This window comes from Streptomyces sp. NPDC058274 (assembly GCF_042881375.1).
GTDB lineage: Bacteria > Actinomycetota > Actinomycetes > Streptomycetales > Streptomycetaceae > Streptomyces.
The window spans coordinates 389009-406520 of record NZ_JBHVXW010000002.1 but is presented as its reverse complement, the minus strand read 5'-3'; the positions used below and the strand labels follow the sequence as shown (position 1 = coordinate 406520).

Sequence of the window (17512 nt, the reverse complement as noted above, 5' to 3'; positions counted from 1 at the left end):
GTGTGCTCTGGAAGGCAGGGGCGAGGAGAGAGAGGAGTGTTCCCATGGCTCAAGCGGCACCCGCGTCAGGGACACCACGTACGCCCGGAAAGACCGACCGCACGACCGGGACGCCCGGCGTCCTCAGCCCGCGCGCCCACGCGGCCGTGAAGCTGGCGCTACCCGTGGTGCTCGGGCTCGTCTACGGCTTCTGGGCCGCGGCGATCCGGCGCGATACGCACGCCATCACCGGCTGGAACGTGCTGTTCGGGTTCGTGTGCGCGATCGCGTTCGGGGCGGTATGGGCCGGCCTGAGCATCATGGCGCCGAGGATGCGGCGGGAGGTGCACGCGCTGCTCTGGTTCGCCTTCACCGGCATCGCGTTCGGCTTCCTGTACAGCCAGACCGGAGCGACGGTCCTGCGCTCCGTGCTGATGTCGCTCGGCATCGCGGCGTCCGTCTTCGCCGTGCTCTTCTACCGCTACTACACGCACGAGGACGCGGAGGGCCGCCCGATCCGGAGCTGATCCGGAGCTGATCCGCGGCTGATCGCGGCTGATCCGCGGCTGATCGCGCGACTTCGGCGGGAGACCCGAGCAACGAGACCCCGGCAGGGATGCCGGGGCCTCGTACGTCTGTCTCACTCAGCCGCTGCCCGGGTTCCACTCCCAGACACCGGACGAGGAGCCCGAAACGCTCCAACTCCAGGAACCCGCGGCGCTGAAGCTCCAGGAGCCCGAGCCGGAACCGCTCGAACTGCTGCTGCTCGACGCATCCCGGTCGTCGCACGCGTCGCACGTCCAGGCGCCCCGGTCGTGCACGTTGTCCGAGGACCTGTCCTTCCAGCCGGGGCACGGGTCCGAGCAACTCGGCACGCCCTGGCTGCCGGTGTCGACGAAGGCGGCGCTCGCCCACGCCCGGGCTCCGGTGAGCCAGTACCAGTAGGGGTTGCCGAAGACGTTCTGTCCCTTGACCGCGCACTCCACGCGGTCCTGGCTGCCCGGTGAGACCGAGCCGACGACCGCCGAGTTCGTGGTGGGCATCTGTCGGAGGTTGAGTTCACCGCTCGAGACGATGGTGCCCCAGATGGGACTGCCGGAGCCGTCTCGACCGGACGGATGGGACTGGGCGGCCGCCGCTGAGGTGCCCGTCATCGCGACGGTCAGAACGCCGCTGGTGAACAGGGCCGCGGCAAAGGTCCGCAGGGCCGGGGTGGTGCGCATGATCGGCCTCCTTTCCCCAGATCCAGGTAACACCCGTTCGGGTGAGCCCTCCACCGGAGCCCGGAATCACGGGCTTCCCGAGCGTTTCCGGGCGCCTGAGCCGCTCCCCCGGACGGCCCGCCGCCCCCTCCCCCGTACGGCTTGTCATATGCGCCCATATGCAGCCAAACCGCTCGCGCGCCCCGCCCGCGAGGACTTGCCTGAGGGGGTGTCCCTACGTGTCCGCAGCGCCCTGTCGGCCGTGCTGATCGCCCTCGCCTGCCTGCTCGCGCCGGTCGGCACGCTCGCGATGTGGGCGACGTACGAGATCGGCGACAGCGCTCGTTACGAGGCCACGACGGCGCCGCTCGCCACCGATCCCGCCGTCCGGGAGGCCATCGCCGCGGCGACCACGGACGGCATCATGCGCGAGGTCGAGGTGGGGCCCCGGCTGCGGCGGCCGGTGCGCTCCTTCGTGCACGAGGCCGTGCGGTCCTTCACCCAGACACCGGCCTTCCACACCGCGTGGCAGGCCGCCAACCAGGCCGCGTACGACGCCGTGATGCGGGCGCTGCGCGACGACCGCGAGCGGGCGGTGACCCTCGACCTGGCGCCGGTCACCGAGCAGGTCAAGCGCCGACTCACCCACGACCACGTGCCGTTCGCCAACCGCATCCCGGTCGAGCACACCGAGATCACCGTGCTCAGGGCCGCCGATCTGAGGGAGTTCCGGAAGGGGTTTCACGTGCTCGAATTCGCCGGTTTCTGGCTTCCGGTCGCCACCGTCGTACTGGCGGTGGCGGGTGTGCTGGTCGCGGTGTGCCGCCGCCGGGCGGTCGTCGCGACCGGGCTCGGCACCGCCCTGGGGGCCGGACTGCTCGCGGTCGCCATCGCCGTGGGGCGCCGGCTGACCCTCGCCGGGCTGCCCTCGGACGTGTCCCACGCGGCCGCCGGGGCGATCTACGACACCCTCACGACCACCCTGCGCTCGGTGTCCTGGCTGCTGTTGGCACTGGGTCTGGTGGTGGCGCTCGGCGCGCTGCTCACGGAGCGGATCGCGCGACTGCGGCGAGCGTCCGCAGCGCCCACGCCAGCTCCTGCCGAGGAGCCGACGCAAGTCCGAGCCTGACCGCGTCGACGGCTCCGGGCGCCGGCACGGCGGCGGACCCGCGCGCCACGGCCACCTGGAACGCGGGGCCGGGCGTGACGGCGATCCCGCGCCGCGCGGCCGCCGCCGTGAACGTGTCCGCGCGCCACGGCGCCGGCAGCTCCCACCAGGCGTAGTACGCCCGCGGATCGGCCCGTACGGCGAAGCCCGCGAGGTGTTCGGCGACGAGCCGTTGCCGCGCCGCGGCGTCCGCGCGCTTGGCGGCCACCAGCCGGTCCACCGTGCCGTCGGTGATCCACCGCACCGAGGCCTCCAGCGCGAACCGCCCCGCCGTCCAGCCCCCGGAGCGCAGCGCCTGCGCCACCGCCTCCTGCCGCCCCTCGGGCACGACCAGGAAGCCGGCCGTCAGCCCGGGCGCGACGCGCTTGGAGAGCCCGTCGACGACATGGGTGCGCTCGGGGGCGTACGCGGCGAGCGGATCCAGGCCCGCGTGCTCCCCGTGCGCGGCGGGTCCGGCGAGGAAGGACCAGATGCGGTCCTCCACGACCGGCAGGTCCAACGCCCTTACGACATCGGCCAGTTCGCGCCTCCTGCCGTTCCCCATGGTCAGCGAGGTCGGGTTGTGCAGTGTCGGCTGGACGTACACGGCGGAGAGCGGGGCGGTGCGGTGCGCGGCGGCGAGGGCGTCGGGGCGCAGCCCGTCCGCGTCCGTGGCCAGCGGCACCAGCACCGCGCCGAGGCGGCCCGCGATCTCCTTGACCAGGGGATACGTCAGGGCCTCGACGCCGACGCGACCGCCCGGCCGGACGAGGGAGGCGAGAGCGCCCGCGATCGCCTGCCGGGCGTTGCCGGCGAACAGGAGCCGGGAGGGCGCGGGGCGAAAGCCCGGGGTGGCGAGGAGGGCGGCGACGGCCTCGCGGGCGGGGGCGGTGCCGGCGGCGGGGGCGGTGCGCAGCGCATCCGTGAGGACGTCGGGGCGCAGCAGCGGCGCGAGGCCGGGGGAGAGGAGCTCCGACTGGCCCGGCGCGGTGGGGTAGTTGAGCTCCAGGTTGACCGGGGCGGTGGTCGCCGGTTCGGCCAGGGCGCGGCCCGAGGGCACCGGCGCGGCCCGGACGAACGTGCCGCGGCCGACCTCGCCCACCACCAGTCCGCGCCGCACCAGTTCGCCGTACACCCGCCCGGCGGTCGAGCCGGCGATCCCGCGGCGCCGCGCGAACGCCCGCTGCGGCGGCAGCCGTTCACCGGGCTTCAGCCGCCCGGTGGCGATGTCGTCCGCGATGCGGTCGGCGATCCGCCGGTAGTCCCCCACGCGTCCGCCCCTTTCCGTCATTGCATCGTCATTGCACCGAGAGCAAAGATCTTATTGCACCGAGGAGTTGAGGGACCCTAAGGTCGATCACATGGCACCCTTCCTCGCATACGAGGACAAAGGCACCGAAGCATCGCGCGTGCCCCTTGTCCTGATCCACGGCCACCCCTTCGACCGCACGATGTGGGTACCGCAGATCGCCGCCTTCTCACCCGCGCGCCGGGTGATCGCCCCCGACCTGCGCGGTTACGGCGCGTCCCCGGTGGTCCCCGGCACCACCCCGCTCGGCACCTTCGCCGAGGACATCGCGGGCCTGCTGGACGAGCTGGGGGTGGGCGAGTTCGTCCTCGGCGGGCTGTCCATGGGCGGCCAGATCGTCATGGAGTGCTACCGGCAGTTCCCGGACCGCATCCGGGGCCTGGTCCTCGCCGACACCTTCCCGGCCGCCGAGACACCCGAGGGCAGGAAGACGCGGAACGACACGGCGGACCGCCTGCTGCGGGAGGGCATGCGGGGGTACGCCGACGAGGTGCTGCACCGGATGGTCGCGCCGTACGCGGACGCGGAGGTCGCGGCGCACGTCCACCGCATGATGACCGCGGCCCCTCCCGAGGGTGCGGCGGCGGCCCTGCGGGGCCGGGCGGAACGCCCCGACTACCGCGAGCTGCTGACCCGGGTCGCGGTCCCGGCCCTCGTCGTGGTCGGCGCCGACGACACGTTCACCCAGGAGCGGGACGCGGAGGCGATGCACGCGGCGCTCCCCGACTCCACGCTCCAGGTGATCGAGTCGTCGGCCCACCTGCCGAACCTGGAACGCCCGGCCGAGTTCAACCGGGCGCTGTCGGCGTTCCTGGCGCGCGTGGACGCCTGAGCGACCGGGCGGCCATGCAGCCCGACGGGTCCGAGCATGGCGCGCGTGGACGCCTGAGCGGCCGGGCGGCCATGCCGCCCGACGGGTCCGAGCCACCCGCCGCCCGCCGCAATCCCCGATGCCCGCCGATTCACCCGTTCGGCCCATCCGGGATGCCTGCCCGTGCCCCCGGGACCACGCTGCGAGAGAGTCACACCCTCCCCGAGGAGACCCTCATGACCCAGCACACCGCGTCCGCACCCCCGCCCCGGGCCACCCACCCGAGGCACTCGACCTGGGCGACGGGAGGCACGGTCTTCGCCGGGATCTTGATGATGGTCAGCGGCGTCGTCGGCGTCCTCAACGGCATCGCGGGCATCGCCGCCGACGACGTGTACCAGCGCGTCGGCACCTACGTGTACGAGTTCAGCCTCACCACCTGGGGCTGGATCCACCTCGTCATCGGCGTCCTGGTCGCGATCACCGGCTGGGGCATCCTCAAGGGCGCGGACTGGGCACGCGGTGTGGGCATCGGCCTGGCGGCCCTGTACATGATCGAGTACTTCATGTTCCTGCCGTACGCCCCCGTCTGGTCGGTCATCTCCATCGCCATCGGCGTCTTCGTGATGTGGTCCCTGGCCACCTCGGCGCGGACGACGACCACCCCGTAACCACCACGCAGGTCCCCGTCCCGTGCGGCAACCATCGCCCCGCGCCTCCCGTCCTTCAGGGAGGATTCGGGCACGCCACACACGGGAGCGGGAGGCCGGACGTGGACACTGCGGCGGCAGAGCGGACGGGTCCGGCGGAGCGGGCCGATGGACCACGGCGGCGCGGGCGGGTCCTCGGAGCCTGGCTGAGCGGGCTCGTGCTGGCCGGCGTGAGCGTCGTCGCCGGCTGCCGGGCCGCCGACACCGACGGGATCACGCCGGTGCCGCAGTTGCTGGCGTTCCTGCCCTGGCTGCTCGCCCCGGCCGGTTTCGCCCTGCTGCTCGCCGCGCTCGCCCGGTGGCGGCTCGGACTCGTGTGGGGCGTGGCGGTGCTCGGAGTCGTCGCCTGGTACATCGAGCCGTACGGCAGGACCAGCGAGCCGTCCGGGGCCGCGGTCGCCGGGCTGCGGGTGCTGACCTCCAACGTGCAGTTCGGCCGGGGAACGGACGCGCTCGTCCCGGCGATCCGGCGGGAACGGCCCGACATCGTGTTCGTGGAGGAGTGCGAGAACGGCTGCCAGGACCGGCTTCGGGAGGAGTTCGGGAAGGGCGACTTCCCCTACCGCGCCGCGGTCGAGGGCGGCGGCTCCGAAGGGTCCGTCATCCTCAGCCGGTTTCCGCTCCGGAAGGCCGCCGGAGTGCCCGGGACCATGGGGATGCCGGGCGCCGTCGCCGACGTGAACGGCCACGGCGTACGCCTCCAGCTCGCGCATCCCATGCCCCCGCTGCCGGACCAGGTCGGCCTCTGGCGCAAGGAGCTGGGCACCCTGCGGGACTACGCCGCCGCCGGCGAGGGGCAACCGACCGTCGTCGCCGGCGACTTCAACGCCTCCCAGGACCACGCCGCCTTCCGCCGGATCCTCGACACGGGCCTGCGCGACGGCGCCCGTCTCGCCGGGTCCCCCCGCACCCCGAGCTGGCCCGCGCGGACCGCACCGCGGATCGGCGCCCAGATCGACCACGTGCTCGTCTCCGCCGACTTCTCCGCACGCCGGGCCGCCTTCCTTCCCGTGGCCGGCACCGATCACCGCGCCCTCGTCGTCGATCTCACGCTCCACCAGCGGAAATGAGCCCGGGGGCAGCGCGGCGCAGCGGTCATAATGACCCCATGCCCCGCCAGTTGCCCATCGGCCTCACCCCGCCCGACTGGCTGGTCAGGAACCTCCGACCCCAGCAGGCCCCGGTCAACTGGCCGGCCGTCGCCCGTGCCGCCCTCGCCATGGCACTGCCGCTGGCGATCGGACTCGCCGCCGGCCGGCCCGCGTACGGCGCGCTCGCCTCCATGGGCGCCCTGTCCGGTGTCATCGGCGACACCGCGGACGCGTACCGCATGCGGATCCTCAACATCGCCATCCCGCAGCTCTTCGGCGCCATCGGCGTCACGATCGGCTCGCTGGTGTTCGGCCAGGGCTGGGTCACCGTCGCCGCGGTCACCGGCGTCGCGCTCGTCTCCGGGATGATCTCGTCGATCGGCGCGGTCGCCTCCGTGTCGGGGCTGCTGCTGCTCCTGAACGCGGTGGTGGGCGCCGGCCTCCCGATGCCCGGCTCGTGGTGGCTGGCGCCGCTGCTGATGTCCGGCGGCGGACTGCTGGTCCTCGCTCTCGCCCTGCTGGCCTGGCCGCTGCGGTCGGGGGTGCCGGAGCGGACCGCCGTCGCGGGGACCTACCGGACGGTGGCGCGGCTGCTGGCCGCCTGCGGCACACCGGCGTACGACGACGCCCGCCTCGCCGTCACGCTCTCCCTCAACCAGTCCTACGACCTGGTCCTCGCCCGGCGGGCCCGGCATCACGGCCGCAGCCCCGACCTCGTCCGGCTGCTCGCCCAGTTGAACGCCGTCACGCCCGTCGTGGAGGCGGCACCCGCCGTCCACCAGGCCGGACAGCAGCTCGCGGACGAGATCCCGGCCGCCGTACGCCATCTCGCGGACGCCGTCGAGACCGGATACAGCGGCCCCATAGGGCTCCACCTGCCGGTGCCCGCCAACGAGACGTCGCGCGCCGTCGACCACGCCCTGCGGCACGCCGCCGCCGTCGTCACCGACCGGAACCCGCGGCAGCCGGGCGACGACCGGACCGGCGGCCCCGCCCCCCTGCGCGTCCGGGCCGTCCGCGCGGCCCGCGGCGTCGTCCTGTCCCCGGCCTCCTGGCGCTACGGGCTTCGCCTCGCGCTGTGCATCGGCATCGCCCAGGCCCTCGTCTCGCTCATCGCCGTGCCCCGCTCCTACTGGGTCGCGCTCACCATCACCTTCGTGCTGAAGCCCGACTTCGGATCCGTCTTCTCGCGGGCGCTGCTGCGCGCCCTGGGCACGGTCGCCGGGCTCGTCGTCGCGGTCGGGGTGCTCGCCGTGGTGCCGCGCGGCTGGTGGGACGTGCCGGTGATCCTGCTGCTCGCGCCGCTCATCCCCGCCTTCACCCCGCGCGGGTACGGCTATCAGACCGCCGCCATCACCCCGGTGATCCTGCTCCTGTCGGACGTCCTCAACCACCAGGGCACCGGCCTGCTGGTGCCGCGACTGGTCGACTCCCTCATCGGGTGCGCGATCGCGCTCGTCGCCGGATATCTGCTGTGGCCGGAGAGCTGGCACACCCGGGTCGGCGACCGGCTCGCGGACGCGGTCGCCGACACGGCCGGATATGTGGAGTGCGCGTTCGGCGGCGAGCCCGACCCCGCTGAACGCGCCCGGATGCGGCGCCGCCTCTACCGCGATCTGTCCGCCATCCGTACGGAGTTCCAGCGCGCCCTGACCGAACCGCCGCCCACCGGACGGCGGGCCGCCGCGTGGTGGCCGCTGGTCGTCGCCGTCGAGCGGATCGTGGACGCGACGACGGCGGCCCGGGTACGCGTCAAGCAGGGTGCCCCGCCGCCGTCCTCCGGCGAGGTCACCCAAGTCACCCTGCAACTGCGCGAGTTGTCCGCGGGGCTGCGCGAGACTGACGTACTCGTCGAAGTCCGGACGGATCTTACCGGTCCCTCCGGCAGCGTCCTCGAACCGGTCCGCCAGGAGGTCGCCGCGGCCCGGGCGATCGCGTCGCCGCACTGAACTCCGCCCCGGGCGCCGGGCTTCCGGTCTCCCCCATGACACGGCGGGCCGCCCGAGGAGGGGCGGCCCGCACATGTGGGGGTGGGGATGGCCGGCTGGAGACCGGCCCGGGGTTCGGGGCTGGTCTGGCGTACGGGTGCTAGCGGGCGTCGGCCTTGCTCAGCGCCTTGTCGAGGGCCTGCGCGAAGCCGTTGGCCCACAGCTGGTTGACCCGGGAGCGCTCCGCCGCGTTCGGGTTGGGGTTGGTGCAGGACGTGCCGGGGCCGCCGCCGGACATCAGCTCGCTGCACGGACCCGAATAGTGGTCCGGGAGCCCGAGCACGTGACCCGTCTCGTGGGCCGTCACCCGCGTCGAGTCGTACTGCCGGTTCTGCGCGTAGTCCAGGAAGATGTAGCCGCTGCCGTGGCCGTTGGTGGAGGCGTACGAGCCGCGCGAGTCGTTGCCCTCGTAGTACCTGAAGTCGGCGTTCGAGCCCGACTGGAGCTTCACGTTCGACACCGAGCTGTTCCAGATCGAGGCGCTGCGGGCTATCTGGGCGCTGAAGGTGGGGGCGCTGGACGCGTTGTAGACCACGGTGACGGAGGCGGCGAGCGGGTTGGCGGCCCGCTTCTGGGCCACCGACTTGATGACCGCCTCGAAGAACGCCTGGTTGGCCTTGGCCTCCGCGGCCGAGCCGGTGTAGCCGGAGGACGGCAGGGGCGCGGGGGCCGCCGCGGCGGGGACCGCGCCGAGACCGGCGGCGGTGACACCGAGGCCGACCGCGGTCGCGAGCAGGGTCCGGGACAGGGGCAGGGTGAGTCTCATCGATGACTCCTCGTGTGGGGGGTTGAAGTCGTCAACGGTGAGTGTCGGTGCCTGTGAGCGGGCTGTGATGATGGCAATGGGCGATAGGACCGGGCTATCGGGGTCCGCCGGCCGTCCAACTCGCCGGTTTTACTTGCGGTTTGTACATCTGGTGCGGCGCCTGGTTCCGGCTTAGGCTCCCGGGGCATGGAGTTCGAGGTGAGGCACCTCCGCGCACTGTGCGCCATAGCCGACACCGGCAGTCTGCACCGCGCCGCGCGTCAACTGGGCGTCGCCCAGCCCTCGTTGAGCACCCAGCTGCGCCGGATCGAACAGGAGCTGGGCGGGGCGCTGTTCACCCGCGCCCACACCGGCTGCCGCCCCACCCCGCTCGGCCGCCTCGTCCTGCTGCGCGCCCGCCCGCTCGTGGCCGAGATGCGCTCCCTGGTGGCCGAGGCCCGGTCCGCCGCCACGGGCGGCCCCCAGCTGCGGGTCGGCTCCACCGCCAGCCGTGCCCTGTCCGGCTGGCTGCGCCGGCTGCGCGGGCGCCGGCAGGAGCCGATCCTGCACATGGACGTCTCCGCCAACGCCCTGCTCCGCATGGTCGCCGACGGTCAGCTCGACATCGCCTTCGTGCACGAGGTGGAGGGCTGCCCGCTGCGCATGCCCGAGGGACTGCGGCTGCGCGTCCTGATGGAACGCGAGCCCCAGTTCGTCTCGCTGCCCGCCGACCACCCGGCGGCCGCGCGGCCGGTGGTCCACCTCGCCGACCTGGCCGGGGACCGCTGGATGATCGACCCCACGGTGGACGGCGAATGGGACGCCGTGCACCGGATCCTGCGCGCGGCCGGCCTCAACCCCCGTGTCCTGCACGGCGATTACCACACCGCCGCGGCCCTGGTCGCGACCGGCGAGGTCGTCACGGTCTGCCAGCCGACCTCGCCGTCCCGCCCCGAGACGGCGGTACGGCGCCTCGCGGGCGACCCCCTCGGCGTACGGCTGCTGCTCGCGGCCCGTACGGAGGCGGAACTCGACGCCGTCTACCCGGGCCTGGAGGAGGCGTACTGGGAGACGGCCCGGCAGGCGCCGGCGTACGGGGAGTGGCTGGAACGCGCCCACCATCGCCCCCGGGCCTTCGCTCCGGCCCACTGAGGCCCGGAGCCGGTCCGGCGGAGCCGAACCTCCGCGTCGTCCGATGTCAGAGCCCTCCGCGTCCCGGTCACCAGCCCTGGCCAAGATCGCCAAGAACGGCCGCTAACCTTACGTGTCCGTCCTGGCCAGGGATTGACGGCACCAACTCACGCGAAGGGTTGCGCACATGGGCATTCTCACTCTCCTGCGGAATGCGTTCGGCCGCTCACGCAAGGGTCGTGACGCCGACGCGGAGACTTCGCGGGAGGCATCAAACCCGACCATTCCGGCACCGGCGACCGAGCCGAACCCGTCGGAGACCCCCTCGGCGACGGCCCCCTCCCCGGAGGTACCGGCCCCGTCCACCGAGCCGGCCCCCTCCGTGGTGGACGAGCTGGTCTCGGCGGCCTTCGACAACGTAACGGTCCCGAAGCCCCGCACCACTCCGGCCGCGGAGCCGGTCGCGGAGTCCACTCCGGCCACGGAGCCGGCAGCGGAATCCACCCCGGCGACGGAGCCGGAGGTCGAGCCGACGCCCGAACCGGTGGCCGAGATCGCACCGGAGCCGGCACCAGAAGCGGAAGCGGAAGCGGAAGCCACCGAGGCACCCACTCCGGCAGCGAAGACGAGCAAGCCGAGGGCCACCCGCGCGGCGGCCAAGGCGAGCGAGCCGGTCCCCGCGGAAGCCGCGGCAACCGGTTCCGCCCCCGCGAAGGCCAAGGCCGACAAGCCCGCCCCGGCGAAGGCCAGGGCAACCAGGACCGCGGCAGCCAAGACGGGCAAGCCCGCAGCCGCCGAGGCGAGCCCCGCCGCACCGGCAGCCGCCGAGGCGAGCGAACCGGCGCCCACGGCGACCGAGACGAGCGCGCCCGCCGTTACGGCAACCGACGAGGCGAGCACGCCCGCAGCCGCGGCCACCACCGAGACGAGCGCCGAGGCAAGCTCAACCGCAGCCACCACCGAGGCAAGCGCACCCGCACCCGCAGCCACCACCAAGGCGAGCGCAGCCGCACCGGCAGCCGCAGCCGCGTCCGCTCCCGCCAAGGCGAGCGACCCCGCACCCGCCGACGGCGACGAGCCCCCGCAGGGGCCACCCGCTGTCGACGACGAAAGCCGCACGGGTGGTGCGGGCGGGAAGGACAAGGTCGAAGGCGAAGCCGAGGCGCACCAGGAACCGGCAGCCGAGCCATCGGCAGAGGCAGCCCCGGAGCCGAAGCCGGAGCCGAAGGCCAAGGCAAGGCCGAAGGCGAAGCCCAAGGCAGCGGCGCAGCCGAAGACCGAACCGGAACCGGAGGCCGCAAAGAAGCCGCAGCCGGCAGCCGCAGAGGAGCCCGGGACCCAGCCGGGCACGGGCACCGGGACCGAGCCCGAGGCCACGGCGACGAAAAAGCCCGCCGTCCCCCTCACCCACGTGAAGACCAAGGCCCCGGCCCTGGCCACGGCATACCAGGAAGCCGGTACCGCGCTGGAAAAGCGGGACCTGACCGGCACCCGAGCCAAGACGTACCTCGTCCTGGACCGCTCCGGCTCCATGCGCCCGTACTACAAGGACGGCTCCGCCCAGGCCCTGGGCGAACAGGCCCTCGCCCTCGCCGCCCACCTCGACGAAGAGGCCACGGTCCACGTCGTCTTCTTCTCGACGGAACTCGACGGCACCGGCGAGCTGACCCTCACCGAGTACGAGGGCAAGGTCGACGAGCTGCACGCGGGCCTCGGCCGCATGGGCCGTACCAGCTACCACGCGGCGATCGAGGAGATCGTCACGCACTACGAGAAGTCGGGCTCGACGGACCCGGCCCTGGTGATCTTCCAGACGGACGGTCCCCCGGACACCAAGGCCCCCGCCAACGAGGCCCTCGCGAACGCGGCGAAGCTCCCCCTCTTCTTCTCCTTCGTCGCCTTCGGCGAGACCGACGCCAAGGGCTTCGACTACCTCCGCAAGCTGCAGGCGGACAACGCCGCCTTCTTCCACGCGGGCCCGACTCCGCGCGAGCTGACGGACGCGGAGGTCTTCGACGGCGTACTCGCGGCCTGGCGCCCGTAGGGCCCTCCGCGAGGACGAGTGACGGGGCCCGGCTCAACGCCGGGCCCCGTCTCCGTACTCCGCACCGCCCGTAACCGGAGTGAGTCGATCTTCGCTGGGCCATTAGGATTTCGGCCATGGCGGCCACTGGATCCGAGAAGCAGGGTGCGAAGGCGTACTACGTCTCCACCCCCATTTATTACGTCAACGACGCTCCTCACCTGGGCCACGCCTACACGACCGTCGCAGGCGACGTGCTCACGCGCTGGCACCGTCAGCGCGGTGAGAAGGTGTGGTACCTCACCGGCACGGACGAGCACGGTCAGAAGATCATGCGCACTGCCGAGGCGAACGGCGTCAGCCCGCAGGAGTGGGCCGACAAGCTCGTCGACGAAGCCTGGAAGCCCCTCTGGGAGCACCTGGAGATCGGAAACGACGACTTCATCCGCACGACGGAAAGGCGTCACACGGACCGGGTCCAGGAGTTCGTCCAGGATCTCCACGACAAGGGCGAGATCTACAAGGGCGGCTACGAGGGCCCGTACTGCGTGGGCTGCGAGGAGTACAAACTCCCCGGCGACCTCGTCGAGGCGGAGGACGGCACGAAGCTGTGTGCCATCCACAAGAGGCCGGTCGAGCTCCTCAAGGAGGAGAACTACTTCTTCAAGCTGAGCGAGTACGGCGACAAGCTCCTCGCCCACTACGAGGCGAACCCCGGCTTCATCCAGCCCGAGTCGGCGCGCAACGAGGTCCTGAACTTCGTGCGTCAGGGACTGCAGGACCTCTCCATCTCGCGCTCCACCTTCGACTGGGGCGTCCCGGTTCCCTGGGACACCAAGCACGTCATCTACGTGTGGGTCGACGCCCTGCTGAACTACGCGACGGCGGTCGGCTACAACGAGAACCCGGCCAAGTTCGAGAACACCTTCCCCGCCGACGTCCACCTGGTGGGCAAGGACATTCTCCGCTTCCACGCGATCATCTGGCCCGCGATGCTGATGGCGCAGGGTCTGCCGTTGCCCGGCAAGATCGCGGCGAACGGCTGGCTGATGGTCGGCGGCGAGAAGATGTCGAAGTCGAACCTGACGGGCATCAAGCCCCAGGACCTGACCTCGCACTTCGGCGTGGACGCGTACCGCTGGTACTTCCTGCGCGCGATCGCGTTCGGCCAGGACGGCTCGTTCTCCTGGGAGGACTTCTCCGCCCGTTACACGAGCGAGCTGGCGAACGACTACGGCAATCTCGCGTCGCGCGTGGCCGCGATGGTCGGCAAGTACTTCGGCGGCACGCTGCCGGAGGCCACGGCCGCGGGCGAGGCGGAGAAGGCGGTTCAGGAAGGGCTCGCGACGGCTGTGGCTACGGCGGACCTGCGTATCGGTGACGACCTGGACTTCCAGGGCGGCATCCTGGCGATCTTCGACTTCGTGAAGCAGGTCAACGGCTACATCACGGAGCAGGAGCCGTGGAAGGTGGCCAAGGACGACTCCCCGGAGGGCCGGGCCCGGCTGGCGACGATCCTCTACACGGCCGCGGAGTCGCTCCGCGCGATGGCAGTCCTGCTCAACCCGGTCATGCCGGACACCTCCCAGAAGCTCTGGGACTCCCTCGGCGCCGAGGCGTCCCTGGGAGCCCTCGCGGATCAGAAGGTCCAGGAAGCCGGCGAGTGGGGCACGCTCCGCCCCGGTTCGGCGGTCACCAAGGGCGCGGTGCTCTTCCCGCGCCTGGAGGAGAAGCCGAGCGTGTAGTGCGGACACGACGGGGCCCCGGGAACGAACTGTCCGTCCCCGGGGCCCCGGTCATTGCCCCTGCGTGCTCAGGACGCTGGATCGTTCTCGGTCTCGGTCTCGGGCTCGGCCAGCCATACGGTCGACTGGCCCGTACGACGGGCCACGGTCTCGAAGTCCCGGTCGTGGTGGAGCAGCGTCAGGTCCGACAACTCGGCCGTGGCGGCGACGAGCAGATCGACCGGTCCGGCCGAGCGGTGCTCACCGTTGTCGGTGAGCAGCTGCTGCACCTCTCGAGCGCGCTGATAGATGCCGTCGGGTATCAGGGTCCAACTGAACAACCGCCGTAGACGCTCCTGTTTGGCATCCCGGTCCTTTCCAGAACGGGCGGAGCAGAGGAGCTCCAGTTCGGTTAGGTCACAGAGCGCGACCAGTCCGTTGTTGAGCACCTGCTCCCACCGCTCGTCGTACGCATCACTGGTGAGCGTCCACTGACGGTGCGGTCGCACGGCCGGCCGTTCCCGTCGTCGCCGTCGACTACGATTTCAAGGTTCGTACGACGGCCCGGCGGTGCAGCCGGATGCGAGATCCGTCACCGCACGTAGCGACTTGGGAGCAGCCCGCGATGGCTCGACACCTCATCACCAGCGCCCTTCCGTACATCAACGGGATCAAGCACCTGGGCAACATGGTGGGGTCCATGCTCCCGGCGGACGTGTACTCCCGGTACCTCCGCCGGCGCGGCCACGACGTCCTCTACATCTGCGCGACGGACGAGCACGGCACCCCGGCCGAGCTGGCGGCGAAGGAGCGGGGCCTGCCGGTCGACGTGTTCTGCGCCCAGGCGCACGACGCGCAGAAGGCGGTGTACGACGGCTTCGCGCTGGCCTTCGACTACTTCGGCCGCAGCTCCAGCCCGCAGAACCGGGACATCACCCAGCACTTCGCCCGCAAGCTGCACGAGAACGGTTTCATCGAGGAGCGTGCGATCCGGCAGGTGTTCTCGCCGGCCGACGACCGCTTCCTCCCGGACCGCTATGTCGAGGGCACCTGCCCGCACTGCGGCTACGACAAGGCCCGCGGCGACCAGTGCGAGAACTGCACGCGCGTCCTGGACCCGACCGACCTGATCAGCCCGCGCTCGGCGATCTCCGGTTCGACGGACCTGGAGGTACGGGAGACCAAGCACCTCTTCCTGCTCCAGTCGAAGCTCCAGCACGAGGTGGAGGCCTGGATCGACGGCGCCTCCGAGGACTGGCCGCAGCTGGCCTCCTCCATCGCCCGCAAGTGGCTGACCGAAGGCCTGCACGACCGCGCCATCACCCGTGACCTGGACTGGGGCGTCCCCGTTCCGGCCGACACCTGGCCGGAGCTGGCCGCCGAGGGCAAGGTCTTCTACGTCTGGTTCGACGCGCCGATCGAGTACATCGGGGCGACGAAGGAGTGGTCGGACCTGGACCCGGAGAACCGGGACTGGAAGTCGTGGTGGTACGACGCCGACTCGGGCGAGAGCCCGGTCCGCTACACGGAGTTCATGGCGAAGGACAACGTCCCGTTCCACACGGTGATGTTCCCGGCGACCGAGCTGGGCGTGCGCGAGCCGTGGAAGAAGGTCGACTACGTCAAGGCCTTCAACTGGCTGACGTACTACGGCGGAAAGTTCTCCACGTCCCAGAAGCGCGGTGTCTTCACGGACCACGCCCTGGAGATCCTCCCCGCCGACTACTGGCGCTACTTCCTGATCGCCAACGCCCCGGAGTCGGACGACTCGTCCTTCACCTGGGAGCACTTCACGGCGACGGTGAACAAGGACCTCGCCGACACCCTCGGCAACTTCGTCAACCGCGTCCTGTCCTTCTCCCGCAAGCGCTTCGGTGACGAGGTGCCCGCGGGCGGCGAGCCGGGCGGCGCGGAGACGAAGCTGGGCGAGGAGATCGCCGGCCTGCTCGCGGAGTACGAGACCCAGATGGAAGCCCTCCAGTTCCGCAAGGCGGCCGCCGCGCTGCGGGCGCTGTGGTCGGCGGGCAACTCGTATCTGGAGGAGAAGGCCCCCTGGCTGGAGATCAAGACCAACCCGGAGGGCGCGGCCCTGACCCTGCGCACGGCGATGAACCTGATCCACCTGTACGCGGTGGTCTCGGAGCCGTTCATCCCCGCGTCCGCCGCGGCCATGCGCTCGGCGTTCTCGCTGCCCGACGACACGGCCGCCTGGGTCTCGGCCGACGAGGCCCACGCCCTGGCCTCGGTACCCGCCGGCACCCCCTTCACCGTTCCCCCGGTCCTCTTCGCCAAGATCACGGACGAGGACCTGGAGGCGTACAAGGAGCGCTTCGGCGGCGCCCCGGAGTAACCGGAACCGTCGACGCGGGCCCGGGAACAGGCTGTACCGGACACGCTTCAGCCGGCCTGGGCCCTGATGTGGTCGATCACCTCGGTGAACTCCTTCGTCGGTGAGAAGTCCAGGTACTCGCAGTCCTCCAGCGCTTCCGGCACGTGCCCGGGCGGCCAGTAGAAGGCCTGTCCGGCCTCGTAGATCTCCTCTCCCTCCTTCGTCCGCATCTTCAGCCGCCCCTTGAACACGTAACCCCAGTGGGGGCACTGGCACATGTCGTCGGGCAGGCCCTTGACCGCAGGCCCCATGTCGGTGCCCTTCGGAAAGCGCGCGAAGGCGACGCTCATGTCGCCACCGACTTCCTGCGTGCGCAACTCCACGCCGTTGCCTTCGATCGCGACGGGAGTTTCGGTGCGGGTTGTCGCCGTCATGGCTCCTCCAGGGCCGGTTCGTCGCGGCGGTCCCGGGAGATCCGGCCTCTTCTCAGTCTCACCCCGGCCTCCGCGGTGTGCGAGGTGTGTGGGTGTCGGCGGCGGTGGAGTGCTCAGGAGCCGACCCCGTTAGTGGCATGTCCCCGACCACCCGTATGGTTCCGCCATGGCAGTCCCCCACGTCATCCCGATCGCCTACGAGCCGAAGCGCCGCACCGAGACCATCGGCCGGTACGCGGACGGCCAGTTCCTGGCATCGATCACGTACGCCTTCCCCGAAGGGTTCCGTCCCGACGACGGCTGGGAAGAGCACAAGCGCCTCTACGTGGCGCTCCACACCTTCGACGCCGAGGGCCGGTACCGCGACTCGGAGATCTGGTGCGCCGGCACCTGGGCCGAGCAGCAGAGCAACCCGCACGGCGAGGACTCGGTCCTGGCCCGGGCCCGCGCCCACCTGGCGAAACTGCTGCGCAGTCTGCCCCGGCGCGCGTACACGGACATCGCGATCCGTCCCTTCCAACGCACCGTCGACGGCGTCCTGTTCGCCCTGGTGACCGGTGAGGACGAGGGCGAGGCCTGGGCCGAGCTCTACCCGGACCGCCTCGGCTTCGCCGCTCCCTGGAACGGCCGTTACGACACCTAGGCCCCAACGGGGCCCGGAACCAGTGGCGTTCCGGGCCCTCGGTCGGCCGGGTGGGTCAGCCGGCCGACGCCGACGCGCTCGGGCGGGTGGCCGGGCCGTCGTCCGTCCGGTCCGGCTCGACGCCGAGCGTCAGATGCGGTCCGTGTGAACCACCTCGGTGCGGACTGTGGTTTTCCATGTGCATGCAAAATGGCTCGGAACCGACCTCGGTTCCGAGCCACCCTGCTGCCCGGCCGCCCCGCGGCG

The 17512-nt window shown here is 71.8% G+C and carries 16 protein-coding genes; 11 read left to right on the top strand and 5 right to left on the bottom strand.

The genetic code is table 11. The annotated features are described in order from the left end of the window. Positions 1-44: 44 nt before the first annotated feature. Positions 45-506 (top strand): hypothetical protein, encoded by a 462-nt coding sequence (locus ACFVYF_RS06280; RefSeq protein WP_389451544.1) that lies wholly within the window; start codon positions 45-47, stop codon positions 504-506. A 117-nt stretch (positions 507-623) separates the two neighbouring features. Here ACFVYF_RS06280 and ACFVYF_RS06275 read toward each other — a convergent pair whose 3' ends face one another. After that, positions 624-1202, bottom strand: coding sequence for an SH3 domain-containing protein (locus ACFVYF_RS06275; protein WP_389451541.1), 579 nt, complete (start codon positions 1200-1202; stop codon positions 624-626). A 208-nt stretch (positions 1203-1410) separates the two neighbouring features. Here ACFVYF_RS06275 and ACFVYF_RS06270 point away from each other — a divergent pair, with 208 nt between their 5' ends. Beyond that, positions 1411-2310 (top strand): hypothetical protein, encoded by a 900-nt coding sequence (locus ACFVYF_RS06270; RefSeq protein WP_389451538.1) that lies wholly within the window; start codon positions 1411-1413, stop codon positions 2308-2310. Here the strand turns inward: ACFVYF_RS06270 and ACFVYF_RS06265 are convergent. After that, a complete protein-coding gene (locus tag ACFVYF_RS06265) occupies positions 2225-3598 on the bottom strand; it encodes a PLP-dependent aminotransferase family protein (RefSeq protein WP_389451535.1) in 1374 nt (457 codons plus the stop codon). The two genes, ACFVYF_RS06270 and ACFVYF_RS06265, sit on opposite strands and share 86 nt — an antisense overlap. Before the next feature lie 91 nt (positions 3599-3689). Between ACFVYF_RS06265 and ACFVYF_RS06260 the strand changes: the two genes are divergently transcribed. The 4 genes from ACFVYF_RS06260 (at position 3690) to ACFVYF_RS06245 (ending at position 8198) form a co-directional block, all read left to right on the top strand. Beyond that, positions 3690-4469, top strand: a complete 780-nt coding sequence (locus ACFVYF_RS06260) for an alpha/beta fold hydrolase (RefSeq protein ID WP_389451532.1) — start codon at positions 3690-3692, stop codon at positions 4467-4469. 215 nt (positions 4470-4684) lie between these two features. Beyond that, positions 4685-5119 carry a hypothetical protein gene (locus tag ACFVYF_RS06255; protein WP_389451529.1) on the top strand — a complete coding sequence of 145 codons (435 nt, stop codon included), beginning with the start codon at positions 4685-4687 and terminating at the stop codon, positions 5117-5119. Positions 5120-5220: 101 nt separating this feature from the next. Further along, on the top strand, positions 5221-6228 hold the full coding sequence (locus tag ACFVYF_RS06250) for an endonuclease/exonuclease/phosphatase family protein (RefSeq protein WP_389451526.1): 1008 nt from the start codon (positions 5221-5223) through the stop codon (positions 6226-6228). 38 nt (positions 6229-6266) lie between these two features. Continuing rightward, the gene (locus ACFVYF_RS06245) at positions 6267-8198 is read left to right on the top strand and encodes an FUSC family protein (RefSeq protein WP_389451523.1); all 1932 of its coding nucleotides are present in this window, start codon (positions 6267-6269) and stop codon (positions 8196-8198) included. 139 nt (positions 8199-8337) lie between these two features. Here ACFVYF_RS06245 and snpA read toward each other — a convergent pair whose 3' ends face one another. Then, positions 8338-9003, bottom strand: coding sequence for a snapalysin (gene snpA / locus ACFVYF_RS06240; protein WP_389451520.1), 666 nt, complete (start codon positions 9001-9003; stop codon positions 8338-8340). Between the two features lie 186 nt (positions 9004-9189). Here snpA and ACFVYF_RS06235 point away from each other — a divergent pair, with 186 nt between their 5' ends. The 3 genes from ACFVYF_RS06235 to metG (ACFVYF_RS06225) all read left to right on the top strand — a co-directional run bounded on the left by ACFVYF_RS06235 (position 9190) and on the right by metG (ACFVYF_RS06225) (position 13881). Continuing rightward, entirely contained in the window at positions 9190-10134 is a 945-nt protein-coding gene (locus tag ACFVYF_RS06235; protein WP_389451517.1) for a LysR family transcriptional regulator, read from the top strand. Between the two features lie 166 nt (positions 10135-10300). Continuing rightward, positions 10301-12157 (top strand): VWA domain-containing protein, encoded by a 1857-nt coding sequence (locus ACFVYF_RS06230; RefSeq protein ID WP_389451514.1) that lies wholly within the window; start codon positions 10301-10303, stop codon positions 12155-12157. 116 nt (positions 12158-12273) lie between these two features. Next, positions 12274-13881, top strand: coding sequence for a methionine--tRNA ligase (gene metG / locus ACFVYF_RS06225; RefSeq protein ID WP_389451511.1), 1608 nt, complete (start codon positions 12274-12276; stop codon positions 13879-13881). Between the two features lie 68 nt (positions 13882-13949). On the opposite strand, the gene ACFVYF_RS06220 is transcribed toward metG (ACFVYF_RS06225), so the two are convergent. Then, entirely contained in the window at positions 13950-14369 is a 420-nt protein-coding gene (locus ACFVYF_RS06220; RefSeq protein WP_389451508.1) for a PIN domain nuclease, read from the bottom strand. Positions 14370-14485: 116 nt separating this feature from the next. Here ACFVYF_RS06220 and metG (ACFVYF_RS06215) point away from each other — a divergent pair, with 116 nt between their 5' ends. Then, a complete protein-coding gene (gene metG / locus ACFVYF_RS06215) occupies positions 14486-16210 on the top strand; it encodes a methionine--tRNA ligase (RefSeq protein ID WP_389451505.1) in 1725 nt (574 codons plus the stop codon). Between the two features lie 47 nt (positions 16211-16257). On the opposite strand, the gene ACFVYF_RS06210 is transcribed toward metG (ACFVYF_RS06215), so the two are convergent. Then, positions 16258-16623, bottom strand: coding sequence for a hypothetical protein (locus ACFVYF_RS06210; protein WP_389451502.1), 366 nt, complete (start codon positions 16621-16623; stop codon positions 16258-16260). A 166-nt stretch (positions 16624-16789) separates the two neighbouring features. Between ACFVYF_RS06210 and ACFVYF_RS06205 the strand changes: the two genes are divergently transcribed. Continuing rightward, positions 16790-17266, top strand: coding sequence for a hypothetical protein (locus tag ACFVYF_RS06205; protein WP_389451499.1), 477 nt, complete (start codon positions 16790-16792; stop codon positions 17264-17266). The last annotated feature ends 246 nt before the right edge of the window (positions 17267-17512 follow it).